This is a genomic window from Olleya aquimaris (assembly GCF_003259525.1).
Taxonomy (GTDB): Bacteria; Bacteroidota; Bacteroidia; order Flavobacteriales; family Flavobacteriaceae; genus Olleya; species Olleya aquimaris.
Window position 1 is genome coordinate 230,019 of sequence record NZ_QLLO01000001.1, and the last position, 13,936, is coordinate 243,954.

At 31.8% G+C, this 13,936-nt stretch carries 14 protein-coding genes; 8 read left to right on the plus strand and 6 right to left on the minus strand.

Annotated features, from left to right (window positions below; translation table 11 throughout):
- The first annotated feature begins 20 nt into the window (after window positions 1-20).
- The 6 genes from LY08_RS01025 (at window position 21) to LY08_RS01050 (ending at window position 6,515) form a co-directional block, all read left to right on the plus strand.
- Window positions 21-1,445: an oligosaccharide flippase family protein gene (locus tag LY08_RS01025; RefSeq protein WP_111658575.1), complete on the plus strand. Its 1,425-nt coding sequence runs from the start codon at window positions 21-23 to the stop codon at window positions 1,443-1,445.
- A 49-nt stretch (window positions 1,446-1,494) separates the two neighbouring features.
- A complete protein-coding gene (gene dut / locus LY08_RS01030; RefSeq protein WP_111658576.1) occupies window positions 1,495-1,929 on the plus strand; it encodes a dUTP diphosphatase in 435 nt (144 codons plus the stop codon).
- An 83-nt stretch (window positions 1,930-2,012) separates the two neighbouring features.
- Window positions 2,013-3,032, plus strand: coding sequence for a sugar phosphate nucleotidyltransferase (locus LY08_RS01035; protein WP_111658577.1), 1,020 nt, complete (start codon window positions 2,013-2,015; stop codon window positions 3,030-3,032).
- Window positions 3,033-3,144: 112 nt separating this feature from the next.
- Complete coding sequence (locus tag LY08_RS01040; RefSeq protein ID WP_111658578.1) at window positions 3,145-4,509, plus strand: tetratricopeptide repeat protein; 1,365 nt, start codon at window positions 3,145-3,147, stop codon at window positions 4,507-4,509.
- Window positions 4,509-5,282: a DUF4292 domain-containing protein gene (locus LY08_RS01045; RefSeq protein WP_111658579.1), complete on the plus strand. Its 774-nt coding sequence runs from the start codon at window positions 4,509-4,511 to the stop codon at window positions 5,280-5,282. Before LY08_RS01040 ends, LY08_RS01045 begins: the two co-directional genes overlap by 1 nt.
- Window positions 5,283-5,285: 3 nt before the next feature.
- Window positions 5,286-6,515, plus strand: coding sequence for a murein hydrolase activator EnvC family protein (locus tag LY08_RS01050; protein ID WP_111658580.1), 1,230 nt, complete (start codon window positions 5,286-5,288; stop codon window positions 6,513-6,515).
- Here LY08_RS01050 and LY08_RS01055 read toward each other — a convergent pair whose 3' ends face one another.
- Together LY08_RS01055 and LY08_RS01060 are read right to left on the minus strand one after the other, a co-directional pair.
- Window positions 6,516-7,025 carry an acyl-CoA thioesterase gene (locus LY08_RS01055; RefSeq protein WP_111658880.1) on the minus strand — a complete coding sequence of 170 codons (510 nt, stop codon included), beginning with the start codon at window positions 7,023-7,025 and terminating at the stop codon, window positions 6,516-6,518. It abuts the gene before it with no gap.
- 177 nt (window positions 7,026-7,202) lie between these two features.
- Window positions 7,203-8,138 carry an HU domain-containing protein gene (locus LY08_RS01060; protein WP_111658581.1) on the minus strand — a complete coding sequence of 312 codons (936 nt, stop codon included), beginning with the start codon at window positions 8,136-8,138 and terminating at the stop codon, window positions 7,203-7,205.
- A gap of 106 nt (window positions 8,139-8,244) precedes the next feature.
- Here LY08_RS01060 and dprA point away from each other — a divergent pair, with 106 nt between their 5' ends.
- Window positions 8,245-9,348: a DNA-processing protein DprA gene (gene dprA, locus LY08_RS01065; protein ID WP_111658582.1), complete on the plus strand. Its 1,104-nt coding sequence runs from the start codon at window positions 8,245-8,247 to the stop codon at window positions 9,346-9,348.
- 158 nt (window positions 9,349-9,506) lie between these two features.
- Here dprA and trpS read toward each other — a convergent pair whose 3' ends face one another.
- Window positions 9,507-10,475: a tryptophan--tRNA ligase gene (trpS, locus tag LY08_RS01070; protein ID WP_111658583.1), complete on the minus strand. Its 969-nt coding sequence runs from the start codon at window positions 10,473-10,475 to the stop codon at window positions 9,507-9,509.
- 103 nt (window positions 10,476-10,578) lie between these two features.
- On the opposite strand from trpS, the gene LY08_RS01075 reads away from it, so the two are divergent.
- A complete protein-coding gene (locus LY08_RS01075) occupies window positions 10,579-11,316 on the plus strand; it encodes a lysophospholipid acyltransferase family protein (RefSeq protein WP_111658584.1) in 738 nt (245 codons plus the stop codon).
- Between the two features lie 82 nt (window positions 11,317-11,398).
- Here the strand turns inward: LY08_RS01075 and LY08_RS01080 are convergent, their stop codons facing one another.
- Genes LY08_RS01080 through LY08_RS01090 form a run of 3 tightly spaced genes read right to left on the minus strand, consistent with a single transcriptional unit; the run spans window position 11,399 to window position 13,901 of the window.
- Window positions 11,399-12,919 (minus strand): hypothetical protein, encoded by a 1,521-nt coding sequence (locus LY08_RS01080; RefSeq protein WP_111658585.1) that lies wholly within the window; start codon window positions 12,917-12,919, stop codon window positions 11,399-11,401.
- Window positions 12,920-13,462, minus strand: coding sequence for an RNA polymerase sigma factor (locus LY08_RS01085; protein ID WP_111658586.1), 543 nt, complete (start codon window positions 13,460-13,462; stop codon window positions 12,920-12,922).
- Window positions 13,463-13,493: 31 nt separating this feature from the next.
- Window positions 13,494-13,901, minus strand: coding sequence for a hypothetical protein (locus LY08_RS01090; RefSeq protein ID WP_146603183.1), 408 nt, complete (start codon window positions 13,899-13,901; stop codon window positions 13,494-13,496).
- Window positions 13,902-13,936 lie beyond the last annotated feature (35 nt).

A 13,936-nucleotide genomic window follows, 5' to 3' on the forward strand; every position in this document is an offset into this window, starting at 1 on the left:
AGCCAAATTAAACAACTGCTTTGAGCGTACTAAAAAAGTTTTTTAAAGACACAATTATTTATGGTTTAGCAACCGTTTTACCACGTCTAATGAACTTTATTTTAGTACCACTACACACAGACAAATTAAAAACAGTTAGTTACTCAGACAACACCACGTTTTATGTCTATGCTGCTTTTTTTAATGTGCTTCTAACGTATGGAATGGAAACTGCGTTTTTCAGGTTTTTTTCTAAATCTGAAGAAAAAGATAAAGTTTTCTCCACTACTTTTATTAGTTTAATTGTGACTACAGTAGTGTTTTTAATTGGTGTATTGCTGTTTAATCAGCAACTTTCTGTGTGGTTAGATATAGACCCTAAATACTTTAAGCTTTTAATTGGTCTATTAGTGTTGGACACACTAGTCGTTGCACCATTTGCATATTTACGCGCAACTGGACGACCAATAAAATTTGCTTCAATTAAAATAGCAAATATCTTAATTTATGTCATTCTTAATTATTTCTTTCTTTGGGCAATTCCTAAATTTGAAATGGATTTTTCTTGGTATGATAAAACCGATTTAGTACAATATATTTTTATAGCCAATTTAGCAGCAAGTATTTTTACATTTATACTATTAACACCTTACTTTTTTAAAACCAAACTACAGTTTAGTACTACTATTTTCAAACAACTTTTAAGCTATGGATGGCCAATTATGGTTGCTGGTTTAGCGTATGTGATTAATGAAAACTTTGACAAATGGATTTTACCTCATCTAATGGATAAAAACATTAATGGTGCCTACAGTGGTTGTTATAAAATTGCTGTATTTATGACCATTTTTATTCAAGCCTTTCGTTTGGGTGCAGAGCCTTTTTTCTTTTCGCATGCCAAAGAAAAAAACGCCAAAGAAACCTACGCACTAATCATGAAGTATTTTGTAATTGCTGGTAGTTTAATGTTAGTATTTATCATAGCGTATTTAGACGTTTTTAAAATTCTGTTAGTTAAAGATGAAAGCTATTGGGTAGCCATTCAAATTGTGCCAATAGTACTATTAGCCAATTTGTGCTTAGGAATTTATTTCAATTTAGCCATTTGGTATAAGCTAACGGACAAAACTAGATATGGTATGTATTTATCAATAGTTGGAGCCATAATCACCATTGTATTTAATATTTTATTAATACCAGAAATAGGTTTTATAGCAGCAGCTTGGGCAACATTAGCAGCTTACGGAATAATGATGATTTTATCCTATTTTTTAGGACAAAAACATTATCCAGTACCTTACAATTTAAAACAAATTTTAGTCTATTTAGGTATTGCAATTGTATTATCTGTATTAGCCTTACAAACCAATTCTAACTATTATCTAAATACCGTTTTAGTTTTAGTATTTTTGGGATTAATTGTTGTTTTTGAAAAAAAGGAACTCAAACAATTATTAAAAAAATAGACACGTGTCACTCTGAGTGCAGTCAAAGAGTTTAGTAAAAATAAATAATATGCAAATTAAAATAATCAACAAATCCTATCACGCTTTACCACATTACGAGACTGTAGCGTCTGCAGGTATGGATTTAAGAGCAAATATCGAAGAATCAATTACGCTTAAACCATTAGAACGAATTATAGTTAAAACAGGCTTATTTATAGAATTACCAATAGGTTTAGAAGCACAAGTTAGACCAAGAAGTGGTTTAGCTGCAAAAAAAGGTATTACTGTATTAAACGCTCCAGGAACAGTAGATGCAGATTATAGAGGTGAAATAGGTGTTATTTTAGTCAATTTGTCAAATGAAGATTTCATTATTGAAAATGGCGAGCGTATAGCACAATTAGTTATTGCAAAACACGAACGTGCAGAATGGATAGAAGTTGAAACACTTTCTGAAACCTCAAGAGGAGAAGGAGGTTTTGGAAGTACAGGAGTAAAATAAAAGAGAATGTCAGGTCGAGCGCAGTCGAGACCTAATTATAATTAAAGTTTAATTAAAAAGATACCTGCCTCGCAGGTAAGCGTATGAAAATAATAGTCCCAATGGCTGGACGAGGCTCTCGTCTAAGACCACATAGTTTAACAGTACCAAAACCACTAATTCCAGTTGCTGGTCAACCTATTGTTCACAGATTAGTAAAAGATATTGCTAAGGTATTAAACCAACCAATAACCGAAGTCGCTTTTGTATTAGGCGATCCAGCGTGGTTTGGAGATGAGGTAGTATCAAGTTTAAAAGAATTAGCAACCAGTTTGGGTGCAAAAGCATCCATTTATAGACAAGATCAACCGTTAGGTACTGGACATGCCATTATGTGTGCTAAAGACAGTTTATCTGGACCTGCAGTTATTGCTTATGCAGATACCTTAATTCGTGCAGATTTCAATTTAGATCCCGAAGCAGATGCAGTGATTTGGGTAAAACAAGTGGATCAACCAGAAGCTTATGGTGTGGTTAAGTTAAATGAGAAAAAAGAAATTGTAGAACTAGTAGAAAAACCAGAACAGTTTGTTAGCGATTTAGCAGTTATAGGTATCTATTATTTTAAAGAAGTTAGTCAATTAAAAGATCAGCTTCAAAAGGTGTTAGATAATAACATTATTAATGGAGGCGAATACCAAATTAACGATGGTATCAAAGGGATGATGGCTGACAATAAAGTGTTTAAAACAGGTGAAGTTAGCGAGTGGATGGACTGCGGAAACAAAGCCATAACATTAGAAACTAACCAGCGTATGCTAGGATTTTTAAAGGCTGATGGAGATGAGCAATTAGTGTCTAAGTCCGTTAAAAATGAAAATTCAACTATAATAGAGCCTTGTTATATAGGTGACAACGTCGTTCTTAAAAACACTACAATTGGACCATTCGTTTCGGTTGGAAATAACTGTGTTATTGAAGATTCAACCGTTAAAAATAGCCTAATTCAGAACCATACCACTATAAAAAATGCTAATTTAGACGACGCTATGATTGGTAATCATGTTAAGTTTGATGGAACATTTACTAAAATTAGTATTGGCGATTATTCTGTTTTGGAATAACGTAGTTCCAGTGAAAGCAGGAATCTCATGAATTTATCTAATGAAGTTTGGAACGACAATTGATTCATTTTATAAAATATAATCAAGATTCTCTTTTACAAGGGAAATAATTATGAAAAAATCTATTTACATATTCATGCTAATTTTAGGAATCTTAATGTTTCCTCAGCATATCTATGCGCAAATAGATGGAGATACACCTCCAGATGACGATTTAGGCGATGTGTCTGATGCGTATCAAGAACATTTTTTTGAAGCTTTAAAGCAAAAAGGGATAGAAAATTACCAACGCGCAATTGAAAACTTACTAAAGTGTATAGAAATTGACGACTCTGATGCTATTTTATATTTCGAATTAGGAAAAAACTATAACCAACTTAAAAACTTTGGTGCTGCAGAAGAGGCGTTAAAAGAAGCAGTGAGTAAAATCCCTGATAACGAGTGGTTTTTAGATGAATTATATAGCACTTATATTCAGCAAAAAGAATATAAAAAAGCCATTAAAACAGTAAAACAACTGGTTAAATACCATCCAGATTATAAAGAAGATTTAGCCAATATCTATATGCAAACGGGTGATTTTAAAGAGGCTTTAAAAATCTTAGACGAGTTGGATGATGAATTAGGAATCTCTAAAGATCGGGATATACTAAGAAACCGAATTTATAATGCAACTGGTCGTAAAAAAGACCAAATAGAAAACTTAGAAGAGCGCGTCGATAAAAACCCAGAGTCTGAAGATACTTATCTTAGGTTAATCTATCGTTATAGCGAAAATGGTGATGTTAAAAAAGCATTTGAAACCGCCAAAAAACTATTGGAAGTTAACCCTAAGTCAGAGTTGGTCCATCTTGCATTATATAAATTTTATTTAGATGAAGGCAATAATGACAAAGCCATACAGTCTATGAAAATCGCTTTGCAAAGCTCAGAAATTAACCCAGAATCTAAAATAAAAGTATTAGCAGACTTTGTGAGGTTTGTAAGTAAAAATCAACAATATGAAACTGATTTGGTTGAGGTCACTACAATGCTTACTAAAATAGAGTCAAGCGGTAAAACCTTAGTAGAATTAGCACAATATTATTTGCTGAAAGGCGAAAAACAAAAGGCACTTAATTTTTATGAAGAAGCGCTTCAAAAAGAAGAAGAAAACTTTGGGATTTTAAGAAACATCATCTTATTGCATATAGATTTACAACAGTTTGAAGAAGCCGAAAGAAAAAGTGATCAAGGGTTGGAGGTCTTCCCATCTCAACCAGTATTATACTTAGCCAATGGAGTGGCTTTAAATTATTTAAACAGACCAAAAGAAGCAATTGATAGCTTAGAAATGGGTCTGGATTATATTATTGAAGACACCAAAATGGAAATAGATTTTTATAAGCAATTGGCTAAAGCTTACACAGCGACTAACAATTTTTCTAAAGCAAAAACGTTTAGTGATAAAGCTAAAAAATTAGAAGGTTTAAATTAATGACATTTAAAAAAAACATAGCGTTTGCACTACTCCTGTTGGTGGTTATAGTTTCAGGCTGTAAAGGTACTAAAACAGCTGCGTCTGATGGTAAAATTAATACCAAGTTAACCGCTAAACAACTTATTAAAAACAGCAATAAGGCTACAACAAATTTTACAACTTTAGTTGGAAAACTAAAGCTTGAGTACATTCAAAAAGGGAAATCTGACGGAACAACAGTTAGTTTTAGAATGGAAAAAGACAAAACTATTTGGATGAGCAAATTAGGGATTGCTAAAGTCTTAATTACACCAAATAGAGTAGCGTTTTACAACAAATGGGACAACACCTATTTTGATGGTGACTTTGCTTATTTAAGCGATTTGTTAGGGACAGATTTAGACTTTTACAAGGTTCAGAACTTGTTGTTAGGTCAATCATTGTTTAATTTAGAAGATGATAAATACGAGATTTCTGCTAACGATACATCATACATTTTACAACCTAAAAATCAACGTGACTTGTTTGAGTTGTTTTTGTTTGTAAACCCATCACATTTTAAAATGGATGCGCAAGAAATTGCACAACCTAAGGATAAGCGTATCTTACATATTGACTACTTAACCTATCAAGAAGTAGACAAAAAAACACTACCAGAACGCACTAAAATACTTGCAATAGAAGATGACGAGCAACTAGTTATAAATCTTGAATTAAAATCGGTAAAGTTAAACGAAGAGGTTCGTTTTCCGTTTACTATTCCTTCAGGTTATAAAAAAATCGAGCTGTAATTTATGAAGTATAGCAACTTACTATTTGTAATAATTGGTTTTGTTTTATTAGGCAGTTCTTCCGCTTTAGCGCAAAAAAACAAAATAGATCAATTAGAAGCCAGGCGATTAGAGATAAAAAATCAGATTAAACAGATTAATAATTTACTGTTTAAAAACCAATCTAAACAAAAAAGTCAAACCTCTATTATTGAAGATTTAAACTACAAGCTTGGTGTTAGACGCAATTTGATAAAAGTCACTAATCAACAGGCTAATTTGATTAATAGAGAGATTAATACTAATCAAAAAAAGATAACAGCATTACGCGATGAATTGGAAGTATTAAAAGCCAATTATGCTAAAACCATCCAAACTGCTTATAAAAACAAAAGAAGCCAGAATCGGGTTATGTTTTTGCTGTCTTCTAGTAATTTTAGGCAGGCTTACAAGCGTTTACAGTACATGAATCAGTACTCTAAATACCAAAAGCAACAAGGCGAAGATATTAAAGAAAAAACCTTGAAGCTTCAACAGTTAAATTTAGAATTAGCGCAACAAAAAGCAGATAAGGATAAATTAATTGCTGAAAATAAAGAAGTCCAAAAAGCTTTGGAAGCAGATATGAAGCAGCATGAAACTGTGATGGCTTCCATAAAAAAAGATTTAAATAAATACACTGCACAAATTAAAAAGAAACAGCAAGAAGCTAGAGAAATAGATCGAGAAATAGATCGAATTATTAAAGAAGCTATTGTTAACTCTAACAAAAAAGCTGGAAACACTAATACTGCAAAATCGTCTACTACTTTTGCATTAACTGCTGAAGCCAAATTAATAGCCAAAGACTTTTTAAATAACAAAGGAAAATTACCTTGGCCAGTAGAAAAAGGGTTAGTAAAAGTAAAGTATGGTGTTCAGCGCCATCCAACAGACGCTTCATTAACTATTAATAGTAGTGGTGTGCGTATTGCTACAGAAGAAAATGCAATTGTTAGAGCAGTTTTTAAAGGTGAAGTATTAAAAATTATTGTTCAAAAAAGAGGAAATCCAACAGTATTAATCAAACACGGAGATTACATTACAGCTTACCATAATCTTAAAAAAATATCCGTAAAACCTGGAGATACTATTGAAACTAAACAAGAAATAGGCGAAGTGTTTACCAATGGTGAAGGCGAAACCTTATTGTGGTTTAGTTTATATAAAAACAACAAATCTGTTAATCCTGCAGAATGGATTTATAAGATGTAATTACTCAAAAAGCGCCTTCAACTCTGTCGCATCATTAGGTTTCATTTTACCAGCTAATACTAGACTTAATTGTTTTCTGCGTAAAGCACCTTGGAAACGTTCAATTTCTAACTCGGTTTCTGGGACTAATTCTGGGACACGTACAGGTCTTCCTGTTTCATCTACAGCAACAAATGTATAAATGGCTTCGTTGGCTTTTGCTTTTACACCAGATTCTCTGTCTTCTATCCAAACATCAATATATATCTCCATAGAGCTTTTAAAGGCTCTAGACACCTTAGCATCAACTGTTACCACGCTACCTAAAGGGATGGCTCTATTAAAAGCCACATGGTTAACAGAAGCGGTTACAACAATACGTCTGGAGTGTCGTCTGGCACTAATACCTGCAGCTCTGTCCATTCGTGCTAATAATTCGCCACCAAACAAATTATTGATTGGGTTGGTTTCACCTGGTAAAACCATATCTGTCATTATTGTTCTAGAATCTTTAGGTGTTTTTGCTTCCATTAAATGTTTTAAAATGTGTTTCCGAAACATCGGAACTTTAATTACGCTACAAAGGTAAACCGATTTAAAATTTCAGCCATAAAATTTAGAATTAATTAAGAATTAAGCATTTTAAAATAAAAAAGACCTTTCAATATTAATTAAAAGGTCTTTTAAAATAGGTTTAAAGTATTACACTTAGTCTAACTTTTTAATAAGCAACCAAGCATCTTTGTTGTGTTCTTTTCTTATAGTGTTTAAAGCTTGTAAGGCGTCTTGTCTGTCTGTATAACTCGCATAAGCGACTTGATGTAAGCCATATTTGTTTTCGCCTATTTTACGTGCTTTAAATCCTTTGCCTTGTAATTGTGCTACTTTTTTATCGGAGTTTGCTTCTACCCTAAACGCACCAGCAACCACATGATAATTTCCAGTTTGTTTGTTAACGTTTAACGTAATAGCAGGTAACGGATTACTAATAACAAAAGTAGCTTCTTGAATGTTGCTTTCTAATTGTTTATTAGCCTCTTCTTGTGCTATTTGGTTGTGTTGGTCTACATTATTAACGTAGTTATTAAAACCAAAACCAGCCATTCCTAAAGCAACAACTGCAATTGCAGCATATTTTAAATAGGATTTACTTTTGCGTTTTTCTGGTGTTACAGCAATAGGGATTACTTTTTCAATAGTTTCTACTTCTTCTTTGTAAACCTCACGGGTTACAGCAGGAGATACAAATTGAGACAATCCAAAAGCATCAGTTAAATAATTTAAATGGTACGATGGGCTAAACTCTATTTTACCATTACTGTTTAATACTAAATCACCAATATTTTCAAAGCTTAGCGTTTCGCCTTCAATTAAATAAGATTTTAAAGACTTAACACGTTTAGATAAGTTTTGTAAAGCAGTTTCAAACGGAATTTTTTCTATTTCTGCAATATAATGTGCCAACAAACCATCGTTGGTTTGTATTTGTTCGTTAAACGATAATTGTTTTTTTGGTGGATAAAATGCATTGGTACTTTGATGCACTTCTGCAGATTGACGTTGTGTTAAAAACGATCCAAACTCTGGAACCGTAACACAGTCATATCTGTATAATAAATCACTGATGTATTGTTCTAATTGCATACTAACAAAGTTAGAAATTTTTAAAAACCAATAAAATTTAGCAGGTATTAGTTATTAACAGGCTTAAATTTCTTTTCTTGTAGTTTCAAAATCAGCGATATAAAACATGAAAGACGAGCAATTATTGCACATTTTGGCACTTCAACATGTCTCTAAAATAGGAGACACAACCGCAAAAAAGCTAATTAACCATTGCGGAAGTGCAGAAGCAGTATTTAAAGAAAAAAAGCAAAATCTATTAAAAATAGATGGTATTGGAGAGATAATTTTAAAAGAAATTTATAAATCTAACCATTTAGAAGCAGCAGAAAGTGAGCTTAAATTTATTAAGGACGAACAGATAAAGTACCACTATTTTACAGACGAGTCCTATCCTGAAAACTTAAAGCATTGTATTGATAGCCCAATTTTATTGTTTGAAAGCGGAAACATAAACCTTAATAATAAGCATATTATTAGTATTGTTGGTGCTAGAAAAATAACAACTTCTGGTATTGCGTTTTGCGAAAAATTGGTTGAAGATTTAGCTATTTACAACCCAATTATAGTTTCTGGTTTTGCTTATGGTACAGATATTACAGCACAAAAGGCTGCAATAAAACACAAACTACAAACTATTGGGTGTTTAGCTCACGGATTAAACCAGATTTATCCTAAAGTGCACAAAAAATATGTTGCTGAGGTCGAAAATAATGGTGGATTTTTTACCGATTTTTGGAGTAGCGATGCGTTTGACCGTAATAATTTTTTAAAACGCAACCGAGTTATAGCTGGTTTAAGCCAAGCTACGATAGTTATTGAGTCTGCCGAAAAAGGAGGAAGCCTAGTAACCGCAGACATAGCCAATTCTTACAACAGAGATGTTTTTGCTGTTCCTGGTCGCACAACAGATAGCCAAAGTGTAGGTTGTAATAATTTAATAAAACAACAAAAAGCACATTTATTGTCCACTCCATTAGATGTTCCGTATATTTTAAATTGGCAATTAGAAGATTTAAAAAAACCTGCAGTTCAAAAACAATTGTTTGTCCAGTTAGATACTGATGAAAAACAAGTTTATAATTATCTAAAAGAGAATGATAAGCAATTATTGGACGTTATAGCTCTAAATTGTAATATGCCAACGTATAAATTAGCAGGAATACTATTAAATATGGAATTAAAAGGAGTGATTAGACCGCTTCCAGGAAAATTATTTGAGGTTATTTAAAAATAAAAAATAATATTAAAACGATACCTGCTAGTATAATTGAAATATTAAAATAACTAATTAAATAGTAGGTATCATAAATGTTTAGAGTTAAATATTTGTTTTTAAATACAATCCCTAAAATTATAAGTACAACAATAATTGTTATTATTTTCAAATTAATACCCAACCTTTTTCCTAACTCTTTTTAGCACGTCATCTGCAACAACTTTAGCTTTTTGTGCACCTTTAGCTAGAGCATCATCAATTTCATTTAAGTTAGCCATAAAGTGGTTGTAACGTTCGCGTTCTGTTTTAAAGGTGTCTAAAATTAACTCATATAATGCTTGCTTAGCATGTCCATAACCATAATTACCGTTTTGGTAATTAGCTTTCATGGTTGCTATTTCTTGATCTGAAGCTAATAAACTATATAAAGCAAAACAATTACATATTGACCAGTCTTTTGGATCTTCTAAAGGTGTGCTATCAGTTTCAATAGACATGATTTGCTTACGCAATTTCTTTTCTGGTAAAAAGATATCGATAATATTCCCTTTACTTTTACTCATTTTTTCACCATCTGTACCTGGAATCAACATGGTGTCTTTCTGTATTTTAGCTTCAGGAAGGACAAAGGTGTCGCCCATTTTTGCATGAAAACGCGAAGCAACATCACGTGTCATTTCTATATGTTGTTCTTGATCTTTCCCAACAGGAATTATCTGTGCATCATACAATAAAATATCTGCTGCCATTAGCATAGGATAGGTAAATAGCCCACCATTAACATCGTCTAATCGGTCTGCTTTGTCTTTAAAACTATGTGCTAGTTCTAAACGCTTAAAAGGAAAGAAACAATTTAAATACCAAGCCAATTCAGTAACCTGTGGCACATCGCTTTGTCTATAAAACACCGTTTTATCAATATCTAATCCAAATGCTAACCAAGTGGCAGCGGTAGAATAGGTGTTGTGTCTTAAAGTTTCACCATCTTTAATTTGAGTTAAAGAATGTAAGTCTGCAATAAACAAAAACGATTCGTTTTTTGCATCATTTGCTAATGCAATAGCTGGTTTTAATGCGCCTAATATATTTCCTAAATGTGGTGTTCCTGTACTTTGTATTCCTGTAAGTATTCTTGCCATGCTCACTTTCCGCTACAGCGAAAATCTTTTTTAATTAAACTTAAAAGCAAAGGTAATTTTTTTAGTAGAATAGCTCAATTAATTTAATTAGTTTTGACAGCTAATGATAGTATTTAAGTATATTTTTTGGACTCTTTATCGTATTTGGTTCTACATTTTGGTAGCATTACCCATTATTATCTTATTCCCTATTTTATTGCTATCTATTTCAAAAGAGTCTTGGTACCCATATTTTTTTAAGTTAGCACGTTTTTGGGCAAGATTTATATTGGTAGGTATGGGATTTGTAACTAAAATTAAATACTTACAAAAACCTGAGCCTAAAAAAAGTTACATGTTTATTGCTAACCATACCTCAATGGTTGATATCATGTTAATGCTAGTAACCGTTAAAAATCCGTTTGTATTTGTTGGCAAAGCCGAATTGGCAAAAATCCCTTTGTTTGGTTTTTTCTATAAACGCACCTGTATTTTGGTTGATAGAAGTAGTGCTAAAAGTAGGCAGGCTGTGTTTTTAAGAGCTCAAAAAAGATTAAAACAAGGGTTAAGTATATGTATTTTTCCTGAAGGGTTAGTACCTGAAGAACATATTTTACTAGACGAATTTAAAGATGGTGCATTCCGTTTGGCCATAAACCATAAAACTCCAATTGTACCTATTACGTTTCCAGATAATAAACAAAGATTTTCTTATACTTTTTTTAGTGGTGGTCCTGGAATAATGAGAGCCACAATGCATCCATTTATTCCAACTGAAAAACTAACTATTGAAGATACCAAAGCTATAAACCAGCAGTCAAGACAAATTATCTTAGACCAATTACAGAAAAACTTACTATAAAAAAAAGCTACTTTGAAAACAAAGTAGCTTTTTCCATCATTACTTTCCCTATCTAAAGGGATACTTTAAACTAAAAACTAAACTAAAATCTATAACTAAATCCGGTGTATAACCCTAAGATGAAAGGGTTAAAATTACCAGACGTTTCATTGAATGCATTTAACTGGTATTTAAAAGTAGGCTCAAGATTAAACATTACAGTATTACTGAATTTGTAATTTAAACCAACTCCTATATTGGTACTAAAACTAAGCTCATTGATGTTGTTAGCTTCTCCAATTTTTGTTTTTACACCATTTAAATCGGATATAACTTCGTTGTCATTTAATACAAACGAACTAAAACCACCAATTAGATTAATACCAAAGCGTTTATCTAATATTTTATACTCTATTTCTAAAGGAATTTCATAGTAGCTCATACTTTGGTTAATTGCTGCGTTAAAGCTTTTACTAACTTCCATGACACTTACATTTTTAGCACTTATCATACTTAGTTCATGTCCATCACTTGTACTTGCAAAATCTACGTTTTTAAGAGTGGCAGTATTGTTAGAACTAGTTGTAAATTTTTCATAAACCACAACATCTTCTGTATTGTAGCTTAAATTTAAACGGTTAATACCAGATCTTACCGTTATTTTGTCATTTAAAGCATAGCCTACCTGAACTCCGTAACTGGTATTAACTTGTCCAGATTTTTTGTTTTGGTTAAATTGTTCGTGTATATGCGACCCTTGACCCATTGTGTTGTAATAAACAGGCGAAATGTTGGCATTTACACTCCACCTGTTATTTACTTCCTCTTTTTCAATAAGGTCTTCAGTATTGTTTTGGGCAATTGCATCTTCAATAGATGGTTTTTGCTGCTCTTTATTTTCTTCTTCTATTTTGTTTTGTGCAATAGCGTCATTAATACTATTGTTATTTTTAGTGTTGTCTAAATCTTTTTTATTGGTATTAAGATTTGAATCTACAACCTCTGAATTTTTATTATTAATACTATTGCTGCTGTTTGTTGTATTTGCTGTGTTTGTATTTTGGCCAACCACATTAGTATTGGTATTGTTTGAAACAACACCATCTTGTTGCATTGTGCTTAATTTGTTTGTGTTGTTAGATAAGTTTGCTACACTACTAGAGGTTATATTAGTTTTATTGTAGTTGGTGTTTTTATCACTGGAATTAGAGTTTGAATTATCTGACTCCTCTGGAAGAGTATTAACAATTTGAGAATTATTGATTGTATTAGATTGATTTGTATTGTCTTGGCTATTAGAATTGTAGTCTTTTGAAGGAGTATTAAAAACATCCTTTGTCGTATTGTCTGTAGGTTGCGTATTATCTATATTTTTAGAATCTACAGTAGAAGGCATATTTGATGTATCTGTTGGGTTTAAAACAGATTTACTTAAAAACAGTAATAATGCTAAAGATGCTGCAATACCAGATAATTTTAACCATAACGGAATTATAACAACCGGTTTATCCTGGTCTTTTTCTAATTGAGATTGAATGTTTTGCCAAACCTTTGGGTCTGGTTTGACTTCAAACTCTTTAAATTTCTCCTGAAATAGACGATCTATGTTCTTTTTTGTACTCATTTATAACGATTGGGTATTTAATCCCATTTTATATTCAATTATTTTATCTTTTAATATTTGTCTAGCTCGTGCTAGATTAGATTTAGTTGTTCCAGATGTTATGGCTAACATGTCTGCAATTTCATTGTGTGAATAACCATCTAATACATATAAATTAAAAACCAATCTATATCTGTCAGGCAATTCTTGTATACATTTTAATAAAAAATCAATACTAACATCATCTTCTTCAATATCTACATTCTCGTCTACTATTGCTTCTTCATTTACTATGTCAAATACTTTTTGTGTTCTGTAACGTTGTAACACAGTATTTATAGTAATTCGTTTTAACCAACCTTCAAAACTACCTTTGTTATTGTACTGTTTAATTTTATTAAAAATAGTTATAAATGCATCTTGTAAATTATCTTCAGCTTCTGCATAAGAGCTTGAATACTTTAAGCTAACAGAGAATAACTTGCTTGAAAAAAGCTGGTATAATTCGCTTTGTGCTTTGGTATCATTGGACTTGCATTTATGTATGAGTTGGTCTAAACTCAATTTTAAAACAATGTATTAGTTAATACTCTTTTTACTCTTCTATTGGTACTTCCATTGTCAGGTAAATATCTTCGCCATCATCAGTTTCTCCTTGCCAGAATTTAAAAGTATAACTTCCAGTATCTGAAGCTAAAAACTCAAAAGAATTATTTGTAATTGCATTAATGGTTTGACAATTACCATTATCTGTTACAGAATTTATAACTGCAATAGTAATGACGTTATCTGTTCTTACAGAATAAATATCATGAAAAACATGACAATCTGATGGTCTTAGATAAGTAAACTCTATTTGATAGGTTTCACCGTAAGTAAAGGACTCTGGCATTGTCGCACTTATCACCGAAACAGGTTCTAAATAAGTTAGAGGAGGATTTTTATCCAAGCTACAGGATACCAATACAATAAGAGTAATTATAGCAGTAAAAAGCTTTTTCATTTGTTTTATTAACTCAGGTTTGTTTATTGGTAGAT

Bases quoted from the DNA above. Each gene is read 5' to 3' on its own strand.
- dut (WP_111658576.1), top strand. From the start codon at position 1,495: ATGCAAATTAAAATAATCAACAAATCCTATCACGCTTTACCACATTAC.
- LY08_RS01035 (WP_111658577.1), top strand. From the start codon at position 2,013: ATGAAAATAATAGTCCCAATGGCTGGACGAGGCTCTCGTCTAAGACCA.
- LY08_RS01040 (WP_111658578.1), top strand. From the start codon at position 3,145: ATGAAAAAATCTATTTACATATTCATGCTAATTTTAGGAATCTTAATG.
- LY08_RS01045 (WP_111658579.1), top strand. From the start codon at position 4,509: ATGACATTTAAAAAAAACATAGCGTTTGCACTACTCCTGTTGGTGGTT.
- LY08_RS01050 (WP_111658580.1), top strand. From the start codon at position 5,286: ATGAAGTATAGCAACTTACTATTTGTAATAATTGGTTTTGTTTTATTA.
- LY08_RS01055 (WP_111658880.1), bottom strand. From the start codon at position 7,025: ATGGAAGCAAAAACACCTAAAGATTCTAGAACAATAATGACAGATATG.
- LY08_RS01060 (WP_111658581.1), bottom strand. From the start codon at position 8,138: ATGCAATTAGAACAATACATCAGTGATTTATTATACAGATATGACTGT.
- dprA (WP_111658582.1), top strand. From the start codon at position 8,245: ATGAAAGACGAGCAATTATTGCACATTTTGGCACTTCAACATGTCTCT.
- trpS (WP_111658583.1), bottom strand. From the start codon at position 10,475: ATGGCAAGAATACTTACAGGAATACAAAGTACAGGAACACCACATTTA.
- LY08_RS01075 (WP_111658584.1), top strand. From the start codon at position 10,579: ATGATAGTATTTAAGTATATTTTTTGGACTCTTTATCGTATTTGGTTC.
- LY08_RS01080 (WP_111658585.1), bottom strand. From the start codon at position 12,919: ATGAGTACAAAAAAGAACATAGATCGTCTATTTCAGGAGAAATTTAAA.
- LY08_RS01090 (WP_146603183.1), bottom strand. From the start codon at position 13,901: ATGAAAAAGCTTTTTACTGCTATAATTACTCTTATTGTATTGGTATCC.